The sequence below is a fragment of the Gordonia sp. HS-NH1 genome (genome assembly GCF_001418765.1).
GTDB lineage: Bacteria > Actinomycetota > Actinomycetes > Mycobacteriales > Mycobacteriaceae > Gordonia.
The window spans coordinates 87,777-105,913 of the sequence record NZ_LIYC01000003.1 but is presented as its reverse complement, the minus strand read 5'-3'; the positions used below and the strand labels follow the sequence as shown (position 1 = coordinate 105,913).

The 18,137-nt window shown below is 68.4% G+C and carries 14 protein-coding genes; 7 read left to right on the top strand and 7 right to left on the bottom strand.

All coding sequences use genetic code 11. The features are described 5' to 3' along the window. Window position 1: 1 nt before the first annotated feature. The 5 genes from AMD30_RS03870 to ettA form a co-directional block, all read right to left on the bottom strand. On the bottom strand, window positions 2-691 hold the full coding sequence (locus tag AMD30_RS03870) for a hypothetical protein (RefSeq protein WP_010841646.1): 690 nt from the start codon (window positions 689-691) through the stop codon (window positions 2-4). Further along, window positions 691-1,182, bottom strand: a complete 492-nt coding sequence (locus tag AMD30_RS03865; protein WP_010841647.1) for an acyl-CoA thioesterase — start codon at window positions 1,180-1,182, stop codon at window positions 691-693. The genes AMD30_RS03870 and AMD30_RS03865 overlap by 1 nt, the downstream gene beginning before the upstream one ends. Window positions 1,183-1,257: 75 nt before the next feature. Then, a complete protein-coding gene (locus AMD30_RS03860; RefSeq protein WP_055474760.1) occupies window positions 1,258-3,516 on the bottom strand; it encodes a molybdopterin-dependent oxidoreductase in 2,259 nt (752 codons plus the stop codon). A gap of 81 nt (window positions 3,517-3,597) precedes the next feature. Then, entirely contained in the window at window positions 3,598-8,322 is a 4,725-nt protein-coding gene (locus tag AMD30_RS03855) for an NAD-glutamate dehydrogenase (RefSeq protein ID WP_055474759.1), read from the bottom strand. A 40-nt stretch (window positions 8,323-8,362) separates the two neighbouring features. After that, window positions 8,363-10,036 (bottom strand): energy-dependent translational throttle protein EttA, encoded by a 1,674-nt coding sequence (gene ettA / locus AMD30_RS03850; RefSeq protein WP_010841650.1) that lies wholly within the window; start codon window positions 10,034-10,036, stop codon window positions 8,363-8,365. Window positions 10,037-10,310: 274 nt separating this feature from the next. Between ettA and AMD30_RS03845 the strand changes: the two genes are divergently transcribed. Genes AMD30_RS03845 through AMD30_RS03825 form a run of 5 tightly spaced genes read left to right on the top strand, consistent with a single transcriptional unit; the run spans window position 10,311 to window position 15,297 of the window. Further along, entirely contained in the window at window positions 10,311-11,303 is a 993-nt protein-coding gene (locus AMD30_RS03845) for a glycoside hydrolase family 26 protein (protein WP_055474758.1), read from the top strand. After that, window positions 11,300-12,532 (top strand): PP2C family protein-serine/threonine phosphatase, encoded by a 1,233-nt coding sequence (locus AMD30_RS03840; RefSeq protein WP_055474757.1) that lies wholly within the window; start codon window positions 11,300-11,302, stop codon window positions 12,530-12,532. Before AMD30_RS03845 ends, AMD30_RS03840 begins: the two co-directional genes overlap by 4 nt. Then, window positions 12,529-14,505: a glycosyltransferase family 2 protein gene (locus AMD30_RS03835; RefSeq protein ID WP_055474756.1), complete on the top strand. Its 1,977-nt coding sequence runs from the start codon at window positions 12,529-12,531 to the stop codon at window positions 14,503-14,505. The genes AMD30_RS03840 and AMD30_RS03835 overlap by 4 nt, the downstream gene beginning before the upstream one ends. After that, window positions 14,505-14,843: an STAS domain-containing protein gene (locus AMD30_RS03830; RefSeq protein ID WP_004019580.1), complete on the top strand. Its 339-nt coding sequence runs from the start codon at window positions 14,505-14,507 to the stop codon at window positions 14,841-14,843. The genes AMD30_RS03835 and AMD30_RS03830 overlap by 1 nt, the downstream gene beginning before the upstream one ends. A 40-nt stretch (window positions 14,844-14,883) precedes the next feature. Beyond that, window positions 14,884-15,297 carry an ATP-binding protein gene (locus AMD30_RS03825; protein WP_055474755.1) on the top strand — a complete coding sequence of 138 codons (414 nt, stop codon included), beginning with the start codon at window positions 14,884-14,886 and terminating at the stop codon, window positions 15,295-15,297. Between the two features lie 35 nt (window positions 15,298-15,332). Here AMD30_RS03825 and AMD30_RS03820 read toward each other — a convergent pair whose 3' ends face one another. After that, window positions 15,333-15,746, bottom strand: coding sequence for a single-stranded DNA-binding protein (locus AMD30_RS03820; RefSeq protein ID WP_055474754.1), 414 nt, complete (start codon window positions 15,744-15,746; stop codon window positions 15,333-15,335). A 32-nt stretch (window positions 15,747-15,778) separates the two neighbouring features. On the opposite strand from AMD30_RS03820, the gene AMD30_RS03815 reads away from it, so the two are divergent. Both AMD30_RS03815 and AMD30_RS25215 read left to right on the top strand, forming a co-directional pair. Next, on the top strand, window positions 15,779-17,149 hold the full coding sequence (locus AMD30_RS03815; RefSeq protein WP_055474753.1) for a recombinase family protein: 1,371 nt from the start codon (window positions 15,779-15,781) through the stop codon (window positions 17,147-17,149). Between the two features lie 38 nt (window positions 17,150-17,187). Further along, window positions 17,188-17,511 (top strand): hypothetical protein, encoded by a 324-nt coding sequence (locus AMD30_RS25215; protein ID WP_055474752.1) that lies wholly within the window; start codon window positions 17,188-17,190, stop codon window positions 17,509-17,511. Between the two features lie 73 nt (window positions 17,512-17,584). On the opposite strand, the gene AMD30_RS03805 is transcribed toward AMD30_RS25215, so the two are convergent. Continuing rightward, the gene (locus AMD30_RS03805) at window positions 17,585-18,076 is read right to left on the bottom strand and encodes a hypothetical protein (protein WP_055474751.1); all 492 of its coding nucleotides are present in this window, start codon (window positions 18,074-18,076) and stop codon (window positions 17,585-17,587) included. Between the last annotated feature and the right edge of the window lie 61 nt (window positions 18,077-18,137).

Below are 18,137 nucleotides of genomic sequence, written 5' to 3'. Positions count from 1 at the left end.
GCTAGTTCAGGACCGTCACCGCGAGATCGCGGTGGCGACGCTGGTACACCGACCCGAAGCGGGCGTCGATCCGAATCCACGCCGCGGACATCCGGATTCGAACCGGCTCGTCGGCGGCGATCGCTCCGGTGTCGGAGGTCTCGGTGACCGCCCGTCCGGCCGCGTCGCGGATGAACCCCATACCGGTGAGGGCGAAGACCGACCTCATGCTCACCGCGGCCCGCAGGGCACCTTCCTCGGATGTCACTTCCAGGACGTCCTGATCGAGCAGACCCGTTGCGGGACCGTGCCCACTGCCCTCCTCACGGGCGACCCGTGCGCCCTCGCGGGACAGTTCGACGACGCTGCGCGCGGGGACGTCGTCGATGTGCCGGAAACCGACGGCGGCGGGAAGCGCACCGCGCCAGGCACTGTCGAGCGAGAAGCCGGGATCGACGGCGCCCCCGGGGACGGCGGCCTCGACGGCCGATCGCAACGTCGAGGCGTCACACACGATGTCGGCCGGCGCGACCCGGCCGGTCACCGAACGTGTGGCCAGCACGTCGAATCCGGTGTGCGCCCACAGTGCGACCAGACCATCCGAACGCGCGACCACCCGCACGACCGCGGTCTCGTCGAGTCGCACCGCATGCGCGAGAAACGCGAGAGCGTTGGATCGGTCGGACGAGGCGATCTCGATGAACCGCTCCATCAGCTGGGTCCGTCGGCTCGCGTGGCGGGTTCCCCTGTCACACGGCGGAATCCGGCGAGGTACTCCTTCTGTTCCGGCGTGAGCCGGGCGATACGCTGCGCGGCGACGTCGAACGCGACGAGCTGGGTGCTGGCGACGACGGCCGGCTTCGACGCCGGGTCCGCGCCCGCGGCCCGGACCTCGTAGCCGACGGTGAAATCGACGGCACGCAACCGCTCCACGTACATGGTGACCTCGATCGGCCCCTCGGAATGACGCAGTTGCGCTTGATATCTCACATGCAGGTCGGCGACGAGACAGCCGTCGCGCAGGGGTGCGGTGGGCCGGCCGTCGTAGAACAGCCATGGGATGCGCGCCTCTTCGAGCAGCGTCACCATCCGGGCATGGTTGATGTGCGCATAGACATCCATGTCCGACCACCGCACCGGCACCCTGACCAGGTACCCATCGGCGGTCGTGGTCCCGGCGTCCTCGTTGAGCACGTGCGTCATCCCCTGTCAGGTCGGTGTCGTCGAAGCCGGCCCTCGCGGCGGCCTCGGTCCAACCCTACGCACCCCTCGGCCAGGTCAGGCAGGCGCGATCTCCACCGGAAGACCGTTGAGGACGACGGTTCCCGACAGCGGATCCAGCAACGCGCCGTCGTTCAGCTCGTTCACGTTCACCCCCGGCTCGGTGGCGGCGACGCCCAGCCGGGTGCCCTCGACATCGTGGCCCCAGCCGTGCGGCAGGGAGGCGACGCCCGGCCGGATGTCGGTGGTGATCTCGACGGGAACGGTCAGCGACCCGCCTGCGCCGCGGATCTTGGCGGTGTCGGAGATCCCGAGCCGGTCGGCGTCGTCGGGGTGCATCAGGAGTGTGCAGCGATTGGTGCCGCCGGTGAGCGCAGGCAGATTGTGCATCCAGCTGTTGTTGGACCGCAGATGACGGCGGCCGACCAGCAGCAGGTTGCCGTCACCGACGGGAGCCGGGTCGTCGGCGACCACGGCGGCCCACAGACGCGCGAGGTCGCCGATGAGCGGATCGGGAACGAGTTCGACCTTGCCCGACGCCGTGCGGAGCACCCCGGGCAGCCGCGGTCGCATCGGCCCCAGGTCGATGCCGTGAGGCGCGGCGAGCACATCCGCGAACGTCAGTCCGTCCCGCTCGCCGAAGGCGTCGCCGTACGCGCCGACCCGCAGCAGCATGTCCAGACGGCGCTGGTGTCCCGGTGCGTCGGGCAGCATCGCGACGAGTGAGTCGACCTCGCGACCTGCGACCGGCGAATGCGGGTCGGTGACCTCCTTGGCCAGAGTCGCCGCGATGACCTGTTCGTCGACGAGCCCGGGGTCGGCGTCGACCCCGGCGCCGGACAGTCCCAGGATCAGCCGGGAGACGATCTCGATCTCGTCGGGACGGCCCGGTGGTAGCGGCAGTACCGGCGGTGAATAGCGAGCGGTGGCCCGGACCGCCAGGTTGTTCAGGATGGCGTCGAAGTGCGGACTCTGAGACGGACGCGGGGGCGGCAGCAGCACGTGCGCGTGCCGTGTCGTCTCGTTCAGGTACGGGTCGACGCAGACCACGAATTGCGCGTCGTCGAGTGCGCGCCCCAGTCGTCCGCCGTTGGGTGCCGACAGCACCGGGTTCCCCGACACCGTCACCAGGGCGCGCAGCTGTCCGTCGCCGGGTGTCTCGAATTCCTCGGCCATCGCGACGGCCGGCAGCTCGCCGCCGACCTCGGCGTGGCCGGACACCCGGCTGCGCCAGCGCCCGGTGCGGAAGCCGCGTCCGGCGCGGGCCGGGCGCGGCGACGGCGCCGTCGGAGCGAGCGGGAACATCACTCCCCCGGGCCGGTCGAAGTTGCCGGTGAGGATGTTGACCACATCGATCAACCAGCTGCCCAGTGTGCCGAATTGTACTGTCGTGGTGCCCATTCGGCCGTAGACGGCCGCCGAGGGGGATGCGGCGATCGATCGCGCGAGCGCCCGGATGTCGGCTGCCGCGACACCACAGAACGGCGCGACGCGTTCGGGCGTGAACGGGTCCAGCTCTCGGCGCAGCGCGTCGACCCCGGTGACATGTGCGGCTATCCCACCGAGATCGTCGGCGACGAGTTCCTCGCCGAACAGGCACTGCACGACCGCGGCCAGCAGGGCCGCATCGGTACCGGGCCGCGGCGCGAGGTGGGTGTCGGCGAGCTTGGCCGTCCGGGTGCGTGCCGGGTCGATGACGGTGAGGCGCCCGCCTCGCCGACGCAGTGCGGTGAGTTTCCCGGGAAAGTCCGCGGCCGTGGTGACGCTGCCGTTGGAGACCACCGGATTGGCTCCGATGATCACGAGGTGGTCCGTGCGATCGAGATCCGGGACGGCGAAGGTCCCCGCATGTCCGACCAGATAACCGGTGGCCGCCTGCTTCGGCATCTGGTCGAGGGTGCTGGCGCTGAACACGTTGCGGGTGCCGAGGGCCCGGATGAGCAACGGCGCATACATCGTGCCGGCGACGGTGTGGGCCGACGGATTGCCCAGGTAGAAGCCGATGGACTCGCCGCCGGAGGTCGAGATCACCTCGGCGTGCCCCTCGACGGCGGCCGCGAGCGCTGTGTCCCAATCGGTTTCGACGAGCCGGCCGTCACGCCGGACGAGCGGCCGGTCGAGGCGATCGGGATCGTTGTCGAGCTGCGCGAAACTCGCGCCCTTCGGACAGAGGTAGCCGGCGCTGAACACGTCCTCGGCGTCACCGCGTGCCGCGACGACGATCTCGCGGCCGGTCGTGCGGTCCCGGTCGATGCTGAGTGTCAACCCGCAGGTGGCCTCGCAGAGCGGGCAGATGCGCGGTGCGGTTCGGGTCATGGGCCCAGGCTATGCCGACACGACACCCGACGACCGGAAAACGGGCAGGGGCGGATCGGAGGGGTGCAGCCGGTATCGCCGTCAGCGGATCACGCTGCGCAGCTGCCTCGCCGCCACCGACAGGGTGGCCAGGCTCGTCGTCCCGGTCTCCTCGATCTCACGGAGCACGCTGCGCACCCGGCTCAGCCGGTTGGAGTGCGAGGACTCCCACTCGGCGATCTTCTCGGACGGGCTCTCCTCGGGTTCGCTGACCTCGAGGATCTTCAGGGTCAGCGCGCGCAGCGCACCGTGCATGTCGTCGCGCACGGCCAGCCGTGCCAGCGCGTGCCACCGGTCGCCGTAGTCGAGTCCCGACACGGCCGTCAGCAGCTGTTCGAGCCCGAAGTGTTCCATCACCGCGAAGTACAGCTCGCCGACCTCGTTGTCGTCGCGGTCGGCGATCTCGGCGGCGTCGATGATGTCGAGCAGGCAGAACCGGTGCAGGCTCGCCGCGACGGTGTGGGCGAGATCTTCGGGCACACCGTGATCGACGTAGGTCTGGGCGCGCTCGGCGACGTCGCGTCGCGAACTCGGTCCGTACCAGTCGCCGGCGACCGCCGACAACGCCGCCACCCGTTCGCCGTACCGGGTGATCTCGGCGGCCATGGCCAGGGGCTGCGGCCGGAAGGCGAGCAACCACCGCGAGGCCCGGAACAGCAGCCGGCGCGCATAGAGCATCATCTCGTCGACGGCCTCGACCGGCGCGGGCGCGTGCCGGATGCCCTCGAAGACCTCGTTCATGCCGAAGACCTTGTTGGACACCACGTATGCGCGCACCCCCTCTTCGGTGGTGCAGCTGCTCCCCTCGCTCAACCGGAACAGATGGGTCATGCCCGCGTGGTCGATCACGTCGTTGACCAGCGTCGTCGCCACGATCTGGCGGCGGAGCCGATGCCCGCTGATCGCGTCGGGGTATCTCGCACGCACCGCGTCCGGGAAGTAGCGCGCGATGCGGGGCGCGAACACGTCGTTGTCGGGCAGGTCGGTGGCCAGCAGGTCGGATTTGGACTCGAGCTTGACGTGCGCCATCAACGTGGCGAACTCGGGCGAGGTGAGACCACGGTGCAGCTCGCCGTCGACTCGCCTGCGCAGCTCGCGCGGTTCGGGCAGTGCTTCCAGCCGGAGGTCGACGCCCCGCTTGGCCGCGAGGTGTTCGAGCATCCGGGCGTGGACCTCCACGCGTGTCAGCTCGAAGGACCGGCAGAACCCGAGTTCGGAGTTCTGCGAGATGTTGTCGGCGAGAACGAGTTCGGCGACCTCGTCGGTCATCGACTCCAGCAGCGGATCCCGATCGTCGGGGTCGAGCTCGCCCGCGGAGACCGCCGAGTCGAGCAGGATCTTGATGTTGACCTCGTGGTCGGAACAGTCGACACCGGCCGAGTTGTCCAGGGCGTCGGTGTTGATCCGACCTCCGGCGAGGTCGAACTCGATACGTCCCCGCTCGGTGACCCCGAGATTGCCGCCTTCGCCGATCACCTTGGCCCGCACCTCGTTTCCGTCGACGCGGATCGGGTCGTTGGACTTGTCGCCGACGCTCCCGTGCGACTCGGTCGAGGCCTTGACATAGGTGCCGATCCCGCCGTTCCACAACAGGTCCACCGGGGCGAGAAGGATCGCGCGGATCAACTCGGGAGGCGAGAGTTCGTCGACGCCGTCGTCGATGCCCAGCGTCTCGGCCATCTGCGCGCTGATCGGGATCGACTTCCGGTCACGCTCCCACACCCCGCCTCCGTCGCTGATCAGCTCCGGGTCGTAGTCGGCCCATGAGGAGCGCGCCAGTCCGAACAGTCGCGTGCGTTCCGCGAACGACGTCGCCGCCTGCGGATCGGGGTCGACGAAGATGTGCCGGTGGTCGAAGGCGGCGACGAGCCGGATGTGCTCGCTCAGCAACATGCCGTTCCCGAACACGTCGCCGCTCATGTCGCCGATCCCGACGACGGTGAAGTCCTCCGACTGGGTGTCGGTGCCCATTTCGCGGAAGTGACGCTTGACCGACTCCCAGGCCCCGCGGGCGGTGATGCCCATGGCCTTGTGGTCGTAGCCGGCCGACCCACCGGAGGCGAAGGCGTCGCCGAGCCAGAACCCGTACGACTTCGACACCTCGTTGGCGATGTCGGAGAACGAGGCGGTCCCCTTGTCGGCCGCGACCACCAGGTAGGTGTCGTCGGAATCGAGGCGGACGACACCGCGGGCGGGGATCACCTCTCCGGTCGTGAGGTCGATGTTGTCGGTGACGTCGAGCAGGCCGGCGATGAACTGCCGGTAGCACGCGATCCCCTCGTCCCGCTGCGCCTCCCGGTCCTTCGCGGCGTCACCGGAGGGCGGCGGCGGTCGCTTGACGACGAAACCGCCCTTGGCGCCCAGCGGCACGATCACCGCGTTCTTCACCGCCTGCGCCTTCGCCAGTCCGAGGATCTCGGTTCGGAAGTCCTCCCGCCGGTCGGACCAGCGCAGACCACCACGAGCGACCGAGCCGAATCGGAGGTGCACCCCCTCCACGCGAGGTGAGTACACGAAGATCTCATGCAGCGGACGGGGTTTCGGGGTCTGCGGGATGTCGCGCGGGCGGAGCTTGAACGAGATGACCGGACTGTGGTCGGTGCCCGCGGACCGGCCGCCGACGAAGTAGTTCGTGCGGTCGGTCGCGGTGAGGACTGCGGCGAACGCGGAGACGATGCGGTCGGCGTCGAGATTCAGCACGAGTCCGATCTCCTCGTCGAGCTTGTCTCGCACCTGCTCCCGACGTTCCTCGTCGGCGGTGTCGGGGTCGAATGACGCCACGAACAGGTCGACGAGTCCGCGGGTGATGGCGAGATGCCGGCCGAGGACACTGGCGACGTGAGCCGGGCTGTAGGAGAACCCGCACTGGCGCAGGTACTGCCCGTAGGCCCGCAGCATCGCCGCCGACCGCCAGTCCAGGCCTGCCCGGATGACGAGTTCGTTGTAGGCGTCGACGTCCGCGCCGGCGAGCCAGATGCGCCGGAACGCCTCGGTGAACCGTTGCGCGAGATCGTCGGAATGGTCGAGGTCCACGGTCATCCCGGCGGCGAGTTGCACGCTGAATTCGTATGCCCAGCACACAGTTTCATCGAGACGGTGAATCTCGTAGGGATGCTCCTCCAGTACGTCGAGCCCGAGGCTGTGCAGCACCGGGAGGACGTCGGTGAGTGTTGCCGACGCTCCGCAGAGGTAGAGCGTGAAGGTCCACCGGTCCTGCTGTCCGTCACCCTCGGCCGCGTCGAGGGTGACGTCGATCTCGCCCGGTTGCAGGCCCACGACGCGGATGAGGTCGGCGAGCGCGGCGCGCGGTTCGCGGAGTTCCTTGTAGTCCTCCGACAACGAGGACAGGTGGCGCAGCAGCACATCCGGGCCGCCGTCGAGTCCCGGGATCTCGTCGGCGACGGCCAGTTCACGGACCCGTTCGTCCCAGCCGCGGATCGCGGCGACCAGCGCGGCCTGCATCCGTGCGTGCGTCGGCGATCCGGTGTCCAGGGAACCGAGTTCGGCCGCGGTCGCCGGGTCGATGCAGACCAGCACCTGCAGCAACGCCAACGGCATCTCGCTGACCCGCGCCGTGTATTCCAGTGCGGTCCCGCCCACTTCGGCGACCAGCGCGCGTTCGAGGGCCAACCGGCTGTGGGTGTTGTAGCGGTCACGGGGCAGATAGATGAGCGCGACCGCGGTGCGTCCGTCGAAGTTGGTGCGCACGAACAGCCGCAGGGACCGGGTCGCCACCGCGTCGAGCATCTCGGTGACGCGGCGCTCGAGTTCGTCCTCGGTGGACGAGAACATCTCCACCAGCGGATAGTTCTGCAACAGCTCGATCATCGACTGCCCGGCGTAGGAGTCCTCCTCGACGCCTGCTTGCGCGAGGACGGCGTGCACCTTGCCCCGCAGCACCGGGACGTCGAGGACCGCCTGATGGTTGCCCGCCGAGGTGAGCGTGCCCAGGAACCGCTGCTCACCGATGTGTTCGCCGCTCGAGTCGAACGTCGGAACCTGGAGGAGCACAGGGAAATTCGTACGCTGGATGCCGGTCGCGACGAGCACCCGGCTGACCCTGGGCACCAGCGGCTGGTCGGTCACCGACGGGAAGTCACGGTCGATGGAGTCGGTTCGCCACACGCCGAGACGTTCGGTGTCGTCGGCGGACCCGTCCACCCCCACCCGCGAATAGCCCAGCGGATGGAAGTGGTTGCCCGCGAACCATTCGAGAAGCGCGGCGTACTCACCGCGATCCGCGTCGGCGGCCCCGGTCCGGCGCCGCGACGCATCGGCCAACCCGGCGGCACACTCGGTCATGCGGGAGCGCATCTCCGACGCATCGGCATCGACGTCGATGACCCGCGAGACGACCTCTCGCAGGTCGTCTCGCAGCGGTTCCGGGTCGATTCCGGGGTGTCGTGCGAGACCGTTGACGACGATCCACGACTCGAAGGTCGTCTCGCCGGTGTCCACGGCGACGAGCGTGCCGTCGGGATCGCGTCGTACCGGCATCACGGGATGATCCATGTGGTCGACGGTGAGATCGTGCGCCTCGACGGTGGCGAGAACGGCTTCGACGAGCATCGGCATGTCGTCGTTGACGACGAGGATCTCGACCGTCCCGCCCTCACCCGCGGTCACCTCGACGAGTGCCTGCCCCCGGCGACGGACCCGCGCGGCGTCGAGGTGTCTGACCACCTGGTCCGCAGCCGCCCCGCCGGCCGACCCGTCGGTCCGCGACCTGAAGTAGTGGTTCACCGCGTCCGGCACGAGTGAGGTCACATCTGCCGATGCTAGTCACCCGTGCCGGACGGGGCCGGGATTAATCGCGAGTCAGTTTGCGGTGGGTGACCCGATGGGGGCGGGCGGCATCGGCGCCGAGGCGATCGACCTTGTTCGCTTCATAGGCCTCGAAGTTGCCCTCGAACCAGAACCACTTGCCTTCTTCGACGTTGCCCTCCCACGCCAGGATGTGGGTACAGGTCCGGTCGAGGAACCAGCGGTCGTGGCTGATGACCACGGCGCAGCCGGGGAAGTTCTCGAGCGCGTTCTCCAGGGAACCGAGGGTCTCGACGTCCAGGTCGTTGGTCGGCTCGTCGAGCAGGATCAGGTTGCCGCCCTCTTTCAGGGTGAGCGCGAGATTCAGGCGGTTGCGCTCACCGCCGGAGAGGACCTCGGCCTTCTTCTGCTGGTCCGGCCCCTTGAAACCGAAGGCACTGACGTAGGCCCGCGAGGGCATCTCGTTCTGGCCGACCTCGATGTAGTCGAGTCCGTCCGAGACGACCTCCCAGACGTTCTTCTTCGGGTCGATGTTGGCGCGACTCTGGTCGACGTAACTCAGCTTGACCGTCTCGCCGACCTTCACGGTGCCCGAATCGGGCTGCTCGAGCCCGACGATGGTCTTGAACAGCGTCGTCTTGCCGACGCCGTTGGGTCCGATCACACCGACGATGCCATTGCGCGGCAGGGTGAAGGACAGATCCTTGATGAGAACCCGGCCTTCGAAGCCCTTGTCCAGGTGGGAGACCTCGACGACGACGTCGCCCAGACGCGGCGGCGTCGGGATCTGAATCTCCTCGAAGTCGAGCTTCCGCGTCTTCTCGGCCTCGGCAGCCATCTCCTCGTAGCGGGAGAGTCGCGCCTTGTTCTTGGTCTGTCGGGCCTTGGAGCCCGAACGAACCCACGCGAGCTCCTCCTTCAGGCGCCGCTGCAGCTTCTGGTCCTTCTTGCCCTGGACCTCGAGACGCTCGGCCTTCTTCTCCAGGTAGGTCGAGTAGTTGCCCTCGTACGGGTGCAGCTTGCCGCGGTCGACCTCACAGATCCACTGGGCGACGTGGTCGAGGAAGTACCGGTCGTGGGTCACGGCCAGCACGGCGCCCGGGTAGCTCGCGAGGAACTGCTCCAGCCACAGCACCGACTCGGCGTCGAGGTGGTTGGTCGGTTCGTCGAGCAGCAGGAGGTCGGGCTTCTGCAGCAGCAGCTTGCACAGCGCGACGCGGCGCCGCTCACCACCGGAGAGGTGGGTGACCGGGGAGTCGGCCGGCGGGCAGCGCAGGGCATCCATGGCCTGCTCGAGCTGCGAGTCGAGGTCCCAGGCGTCGTTGTTGTCCAGGTCTTCCTGGAGTTTGCCCATCTCCTCCATCAGCTCGTCGGAGTAGTCGGTGGCGAGCAGCTCGGCGATCTCGTTGAAGCGGTCGAGCTTGACCTTGATCTCGCCCATCCCCTCTTCGACGTTCTCCTTGACCGTCTTCTCCTCGTTGAGGGGCGGCTCCTGGAGCAGGATGCCGACGGTGGCGTCGGGGTCGAGGAAGGCCTCACCGTTCGACGGCTGGTCGAGACCCGCCATGATCTTCAGGATCGACGACTTTCCGGCGCCGTTGGGTCCCACGACGCCGATCTTGGCGCCCGGGTAGAAGGACATGGTGACGTCGTCGAGGATGACCTTGTCGCCGTGTGCCTTGCGAACCTTCTTCATCGTGTAGATGAACTCAGCCACGTGAAAACTCCTTAGGACCTGTTCGATGCCGTGTGATTGTCAGCCGCGGAGGCGGGGGGTGGGCGCTGAGAGCGCACACACAATGAATCCAGCCTAGTCGCCGCCGGTTGCCGGGCGGCGGCCCGGTGGGCTGCGACCGGTTCGCTGTGCGCCGACTTTCGCGGGTCGGCGCGCAAGTGAGACGGTTTGCCGGGACAATGTCGTGGGGAAAGAGGGAGGGGCTGGGGTGAGGACGCCGTGCCGGTGCACGGCGTCGAGGAGATGGGAGCGGTCGATGGGTGGGGTACCCAGGTGGACGATCGTCTCCGTGGTTGTGGGCGTGATGGTCGGCTCCATGGGTGTCATCGCCTGCGGCCCGCCGCCACGAGAGTGTCCGACGACGATCTCACCCCTGTCCGGCCCGGCCGGGGACTGCCTGCGGTTCGGAGTCAGCACCCCGAGCGGCCCGCTCCGGCCGGCCGAGGTCGCCGCGGTCACGGAGCTGGTCGGGGTACGGCCGACCGTCAATCTCTTCTTCGAGGACTTCACCGCCATCCCCCCGATCGCCGCCCTCGATGCGGTGGTCGCGGCGGGCGCCGAGCCGGTGGTCACCTGGGAGCCGTGGCGCCATCTCGGTGGCGACGACTACGACCGGGGCGCGTTCTCGATGTCCTCCATCGTCGCCGGGACCCACGACGACTACCTGTACCGCTGGGCCGACGAACTCCGCGCCTGGGGCCAGGTCGTCTACCTGCGGTTCGCGCATGAACCGAACGGCGACTGGTACCCGTGGAGTCCCGCGGGCGGGACTCCACCCGAGCTCTACATCGCCGCGTGGCGGCATGTGCACGACCTCTTCGCCTCCAAGAACGCGAGCAATGTGAAGTGGGTATGGGCTCCGAACGTCCCCCTCGCCGACGACGCTCCCCTGTCCCGCTGGTATCCGGGAGACGGGTACGTCGACGTCCTGGGGATAGACGGTTACAACTGGGGAGCGGTGCCCGGCCATCGATGGACTCCGCCGGAGGAGCTGTTCTCCGGTTCGCTGGTCCAGCTTCGTAACTTGTCGCCGGAGAAACCGATACTCGTCACAGAGGTCGGATCGGCGGAAGCCGGTGGTTCCAAGGCCGAATGGATCGCGGACCTGGTGACCTACCTCGACAGGGCCGACGACGTCACCGGCTTCGTCTGGTTCGACCACGACAAGGAAGCGGACTGGAACTTGGGCAGCACGGCAGCAGCGGGCGCGGCGATGGCGCGCGCACTCGAGGAAGCAGGACTCAGGTGACTGTGATGGACGCACACATCGACGCCGACCTCGAAGAGGCACGCCTGCACTCGATGCAGCAGCTGAACGTTCTCGACTCGCCGCCGGAGGACCGGTTCGCGCAGATCACCCGCATGGCGAAAGCCGTGTTCGGCGTACCGATGTCGACGGTGTCACTGCTCGACCGCGATCGACAGTGGTTCAAGGCGTCCGACGGCATCGAGCTGCAAGACCTGCCGCGCGAGCAGACGGTCTGCCAGGTGACCGTGGCCCGCGCCTACGAGCACCCCGAGGACCCGGCCCTCATCATCCCCGACCTCTCGAAGGTCCCGACCTTCGCCGCAATCCCCCAGATCGCCGCCGAGGACGGCATCCGCTTCTACGCGGGGTATCCGCTGTACGGCCCCGGCGGGCACCCTGTCGGGACGTTCTGCCTCTACGACACCCGACCGCGCGAGCTGACCGCCGACCAGCACGCGGCCTTCCGCGAGATGGCCGCGTGGGCACAACGGGAGATCACCAACACCGACGACCTGGAACGCGCCGCGCTCGTGCAGCGCCAGTTGTTGCCGCCGCCCCTCGACGTCGTCCCGGGCTGGTCGATCGCGGCGATGTGCCTGCCCGCCTTCGCCGTCGGCGGAGACTTCTACGACCACTACCCGTGGAGCGGCGGCCTGGTGTTCACCGTCGCCGACGTGATGGGCAAGGGCCTCGGCGCGGCGATTCTCACGGCGACGGTCCGGTCGGCGATCCGCGCGGCATCCCGTGCCCTCGATGCCGCCGCGCGGGACGCGACCGACACCGACCTCGCACAGGTGGTGGGCACGGTCGCCGACCAGCTCGCCGACGACTTCGCCGGCACCGAGACGTTCGCGACCGCGTTCCACGCGCGGCTGAGCACCGACGACGGCCGGCTCGAATACGTGGACGCCGGACACGGCCTGTCGGTCGTCCGCCGGGTCGGCGGTCAGGTGGAGTCATTGAACGGCGGCGGATTGCCGATCGGCATCCTGCGCGACGAGACCTGGGACACCGCACGGGTCGACCTGGGCCCGGGCGACATGCTGATCATCACCTCCGACGGTCTGCTGGACCTGCTGCCGTCCGGCGACGAGGCGGCGCTGCGCGCGCTCTTCGACGAGACCGCCACACCTTCGGAGGTCTGCTCGATGGTGAGCGAGCTCGTGGCCTCGCGATCGCCGATCGACGACGTGACCGTCGTGGCCATCCGGCGTGACGAGACCGGATGAGCGAGAGCGTGGAGGAGGCCACCCTCGCACGGACGGCGCCGTCGCCGTGGTTGCGCCTGCTGATCGTCGCCGCCGCGATCCTCGGACTCAACTACATCGTGTGGCGCTGGCTGGCCTCGGTGAACTGGGACGCGTGGTGGATCGCGGTGCCGCTCGTCGTCGCCGAGACGTACAGCCTGATCGACTCGTTGCTGTTCGGTCTGACGATGTGGCGGCTGCAGCACCGCCCCGAACCACCTTCCCCACCCGAGGGCGCCACGGTGGACGTCTTCATCACCACCTACAACGAGCCGCTGGATCTCGTGATGAGGACCGCTGTCGCGGCGAAGGCGATCACGTATCCGCACACGACATGGATCCTCGACGACGGTGACAGGGCCGAGATCGCCGACGCGGCGGAGCGGGCGGGCATCGGGTACATCACCCGGTCGTCGAACTGGTTGGACAAGCCGCGCCATGCCAAGGCCGGCAACCTCAACAACGCGCTGATGCAGACCGACGGTGAGTTCCTGCTCATCCTCGATGCCGACCAGATCCCCGAACCCCAGATCCTGGATCGGACGCTCGGTTACTTCCACGACGAGAAGATGGCCCTCGTCCAGACGCCGCAGTACTTCGTCAACGTCCCGCCCTCGGACCCGCTCGGCAGTCAGGCGCCGCTGTTCTACGGGCCGATCCAGCAGGGCAAGGACGGTTGGAACGCCGCGTTCTTCTGCGGGTCCAACGCGGTGCTGCGCCGGGAGGCGTTGATGCAGCTGGGCATCACCCAGTACGTCTCCGCCGTCGCCGACGGCATCGATCGAGCCCTGCGCACCGCGCGGTCGGTGCTCAAGTCGACGCGCAAACAGGTGGGGCGCGACAACCCCACCGTCACGGCCGCCCTCGATGCCGTCGACGCGGCGGTCAAAGACGCACGCGCACAGCTGAAGAAGAAGGAACCGCTGGCCGACATCACCTACCGGTTCCAGGCCCGCGTCGACGAGGCGGCGCGCGGCCTCGCCGACGCCGATGTCGAGGCGATGCGTGCCGATCTGGAGGCGATCGAGGCGCTCACCGAGCTGAGCGAACAGGAACCGGGCGCCGGCGCCGTCGACTACGACGCGCTCGCGGTCCTCGCCGAGCGCGAGTGGTCTCCGCTGGGTGCCATCGAATCGATCCGCGCCATGGTCGAGGCCGTCGACGTCGGGAGATCCGACGAGGCCCAACCCATGCTGCCCCTCGCCACCATCTCGGTGACCGAGGACATGGCGACCTGCATGCGTCTGCACGCCCTCGGCTGGAACTCCGCCTACCATCACGAGAACCTTGCCTTCGGCCTGGCGCCCGAGGACCTGAAAACGATGGTGACACAGCGGCTCCGGTGGGCACAGGGCACGATCCAGGTGATGTTGCGGGAGAACCCGCTGGTCCAGAAGGGCCTCACCATCACCCAGCGGCTCATGTACTGGGCGACCATGTGGAGTTATCTCGCCGGGTTCGCGGCCATCGCCTACATCGCGGCACCGGTGGTCTACCTGGTGCTGGGCATCCTGCCCGTGCAGGCCTACAGCTGGGACTTCTTCCTGCGGCTCATCCCGTTCCTCGTGGTCAATCAACTGCTGTTCCTGGTGGTCGCCCGGGGCACGCCGACGTGGCGCGGTCAGCAGTACAGCCTCGCGCTGTTCCCGGTGTGGATCAAGGCCTGTACCACGGCATTCCGCAACGTCTACATGAACCGTCCACTCGGATTCGCGGTCACCCCGAAGACCAAACAGTCGCAGGATGCGCTGCCGTGGCACATCGTTCGGCCACAGCTGATCGCGATGGCGGTACTCGTGGTGGCGTCGGTGATCGGCATCGTGCAGCTGTACCGGGGCGCCATCTCCGTTCTCGGTGTGGGTGTGAACCTGTTCTGGGTACTGTTCGACCTGGTGATCCTGAGCGTTGTCATCATCGCGGTGCGTTACCGCGGTCCCGATGAGGAAAGGCAGTGATGGCGAATTTCGCAACCCGCAGCGTCGACGGGGGTGCCGTGGTGATCCGACCCGAGGGCCGGCTCAACATGGTTGCCGCCCCACGACTGCGAGACCAGTTGCACGAGTTGGTCGGGTCGGGATCGTCGAGGATCGTCGTCGACCTGTCCGGCACCGACTTCATCGATTCGTCGGGACTGGGCGCGCTCGTCTCCGGTCTCAAGGTGGCGCGCCAGGCGGGCGGCGACCTGCGGATCGCCGCCCCCACACCGCAGGTGGTCACCGTGCTCGAGTTGACCAATCTCAATCGCGTTCTCCGCGTGCACCCGTCCGCCGATTCCGCATTCGACGGGGCCTGACGGGTATCGACCCGCTCACCCAGAGATCGAGGACTCCGCGATGACCGAGAACACCGCGACCCGCAACCTCGAGGAGATCACCTCCCTCGAGACGATGGACCACATCCACGCACTGCTCGCCGACCTCCTCGCCGAGTGCCCCATCGACGACATGGACGCCATGCAGTTCGAACTCGCGGTCGCCGAGATCGGCGCGAACATCGTCGAACACGCCCGTGAGGGCTCCACCGTCACGTTGCGTCTCGAACTCGAGGTCACAGCTGATCGGATCGAGGCCCGCTACTCCGACGACGGGAACCCCGCTCGCGTCGATCTCGACGCGGTCAGCCTGCCCGACGACTTCGCCGAACGCGGTCGAGGACTGGCCATCGCGATCAACGTCCTCGACGAACTCGCCTACCGCCGCGCCGACGGCAAGAACCACTGGCGCCTGGTCCGGAACCGTTCGGCCTGAACCGTTTCCGCGTCACCAACCCCGGTGCCCTCGGGTCACGCTGCCGACTCCTGGGTTGCTTGGGCGGTCGCCGGGACCGGTGCATCGGCTCCGCGCCCCTGGGCGGGTGTGCCCCGATAGGTGACGACACAGCGACTCAGGTCGAGTCCGACGGCCACCGCGGTCATCTCGAGGTCGGAGCGCCGTGACCCGTCCGCCGACGGGTACTCGTTGGTCTTGATCTGACCGTGCGCCATCACCGGCCTCCCCTTGGCGATCGCCAGGCCGACACCGGTGAGCAGGCGTCGCCAGCAGCTGACCGTGAGATACAGCGTCGGCCCGTCGCTCCACTCGCCGGTGCTCTTGTCGATGCGGCGCGAGGTGCACGCCACGCGGAAGGAGATCACGTCCTCGCCGGTGGTCGTCTGCCGCCGGCGGGGATCGGACACTACGGTTCCGATGACGGTCACATTTAGTCGTCAACAAACATTATGATGACGGCATGACCACCACCACATCGCCCCGCCGCGCGGCCATCTACACGCGGATCTCCTTGGACGAGACCGGCGAGGGTCTCGGTGTCGCGCGACAGGAGGAGGACGCCCGCGCGCTTGTCGCCACCCGCGGCTGGGAGGTGGTCGCGGTCTACTCGGACAACAGCATCGGCGCCTACGACCGCCGCAAGGTCCGCCCCGGTTACGACGCGCTCACCAAGGCGTATGAGTCGGGCCAGTTCGACGCCCTGGTGTGTTGGGACCTGGACCGACTCACCCGCCAGCCGAGGCAGTTGGAGGACTGGATTGACGCCGCGGAGTCCCGGGGTCTGGCGCTGGTGACCCTCAACGGTGAGGCCGACCTGACCACCGACGGCGGCCGGACGTTCGCGCGGATCAAGCTGGCCGTGGCCCGCGGTGAGATGGAGCGCAAATCGGCCAGGCAGAAACGCGCCGCCCTCCAGCGCGCCCAGCTCGGCCGACCGCCCAAGGGCCGCCGCCTCCTGGGGTACACGCCGACCGGCGACACCATCCCCGACGAGGCCGCGACGGTCCGGCGGATCTTCGCTCTGTTCGACGCCGGAGAGTCCCTCAACGGGATCCGCCGGACCTTGGACGAGGAGGGGGTGCCGACGCGGTACGGCAAGCCCTGGACGGTCACCAGCGTCCGGAACATCCTGACCAACGCCCGATACGCGGGCCGGTCGTTCTATCACGGCCAGATCATCGACGGGGTCCGCGGCGAGTGGGAGCCGCTGGTCTCAGACGAGTTGTTCGACCTCATCCAGGCCCGACTCTCCGACCCCGCGCGGCGGACACGGCGGTACGGCATCGACCGGAAACACCTCGGGTCGGGCCTCTACCGGTGCGACGAGTGCGGGAACCGCGTGACGACGTGGAGCGCAGGGGCCTACCGATGCCTGGAGGCGTGTGTCCACCGGTCCCGCCTCCAGGTCGATGCCTATGTCCTGGAGGTGATCTCGGAGCGTCTCCGCCTTCCCGACGCCGCCCAGATCCTCGCGCCGGTCGAGGACGCCGCCGCTCCCCTCCTGGCCGAGATCACCCAGCTCCGCCAACGCCAGGCCAGCGTTGACGCCGACTACGACGCCGGACACATCGACGGGTTGCGCTACCGAGCGGCGTCGGAGCGGGTCCGGGCCGAGATCGACGAGGCCCAGCGCAAGCTCGGTGCCCAGCGCAGCGGGTCGGCATTGGGTGAGATGCTCGGGTCCCCCGACCCCGCCGAGGCGTTCGGCAACGCGTCCCTCATGGCCCAGCGCGCAGTCATCGAGGCCCTGTGTGATGTCCGCCTACGTCGAGGTGTCCGGGGCCGCCGGACGTTCGACCCGGACTCGGTCGTCATCGACTGGCGCAGTTAGTCACTCCCGTTCGGGGTCACCCATGCGAAACTCACGGGGTGGCAGACGACAAGCAGCTAGAGAATGTCCGGCGCGCAATCGGGTTCTTCCGGGACGAGAACCTAGATTACGACGAGATCCTCCAACGCCAGTTTGGCGAACTGGTGCGCGACATCAAGCGGCTCCAGGCCGGGAACGGAACCTACGACGACGCGGTCAACCTCGGCCTGACCGCGTCCGCGAACTTCCAGGAACTCCTGGCCGGAATGGTTCCCGTGGTCCAGGTCCTCGTGGCCCTCCGCACGCACGAAACGGGGGCATCGGCGGAGGAAACCTGGGACCGGGTCCAGGCACTGATCGAGTCCCGGGACGACCAGCAGTAGCCCCCCAACGACCGACGACGGCCCCGGACCCCCTCCACTCGGGAAGGTCCGGGGCCGTTGTCCGTGCGCGGTGTCAGCGGACGGGTTTGGTGATCCCCGCCGCGCAACTGGGACACGGCACGCCCGGGGCGATCTCGTGGCGCCGACGCCCCATCGTGGACGTGGACCCGCCCCTGACCGGCGTGTGCCCGCCGACGTCGGCGGACGATGACCTGGACCGCGACGACGTCCCCGCTGTCCCCTCGGGGATGGCGTCGGCGCCCGGCCGGTTGTCCAGGGCCGCGGTGCCGAACATGCGGGACGGTGTCATCCGAGGCCGTCGCGGCTCAGGGGTGGCCGGGGCCTCGGTGATCCTGCCTCTGAGTTTGCCGTCCTTGTCACGCCGAGGCTCCCCCACGACGCCGCCGTCGCGGAACCCGTCCACGTGGACGTTGACGAGATCCACGTCCCCGATCACGGGGACGTCCCGGACCCCGGCCCGGACGCGGGCGCCGGAGCCCTCCGAGGTCATCGACCCCGAGAACCGTCCGCCGCCGAAGTCGGTAATGCTGTCCCAGAACCCCATCGAGTCCTCCTAAGTGTTGTGCGGGTGCGGGTCCCGGCCGAGGCTCACCGAGTTGGAGGGC

Excerpts from the sequence above, each read along its gene's own strand:
- AMD30_RS03870 (WP_010841646.1), bottom strand. The coding sequence starts at position 691 with ATGGAGCGGTTCATCGAGATCGCCTCGTCCGACCGATCCAACGCTCTC.
- AMD30_RS03865 (WP_010841647.1), bottom strand. The coding sequence starts at position 1,182 with ATGACGCACGTGCTCAACGAGGACGCCGGGACCACGACCGCCGATGGG.
- AMD30_RS03860 (WP_055474760.1), bottom strand. The coding sequence starts at position 3,516 with ATGACCCGAACCGCACCGCGCATCTGCCCGCTCTGCGAGGCCACCTGC.
- AMD30_RS03845 (WP_055474758.1), top strand. The coding sequence starts at position 10,311 with ATGGGTGGGGTACCCAGGTGGACGATCGTCTCCGTGGTTGTGGGCGTG.
- AMD30_RS03835 (WP_055474756.1), top strand. The coding sequence starts at position 12,529 with ATGAGCGAGAGCGTGGAGGAGGCCACCCTCGCACGGACGGCGCCGTCG.
- AMD30_RS03830 (WP_004019580.1), top strand. The coding sequence starts at position 14,505 with ATGGCGAATTTCGCAACCCGCAGCGTCGACGGGGGTGCCGTGGTGATC.
- AMD30_RS03825 (WP_055474755.1), top strand. The coding sequence starts at position 14,884 with ATGACCGAGAACACCGCGACCCGCAACCTCGAGGAGATCACCTCCCTC.
- AMD30_RS03815 (WP_055474753.1), top strand. The coding sequence starts at position 15,779 with ATGACCACCACCACATCGCCCCGCCGCGCGGCCATCTACACGCGGATC.
- AMD30_RS03805 (WP_055474751.1), bottom strand. The coding sequence starts at position 18,076 with ATGGGGTTCTGGGACAGCATTACCGACTTCGGCGGCGGACGGTTCTCG.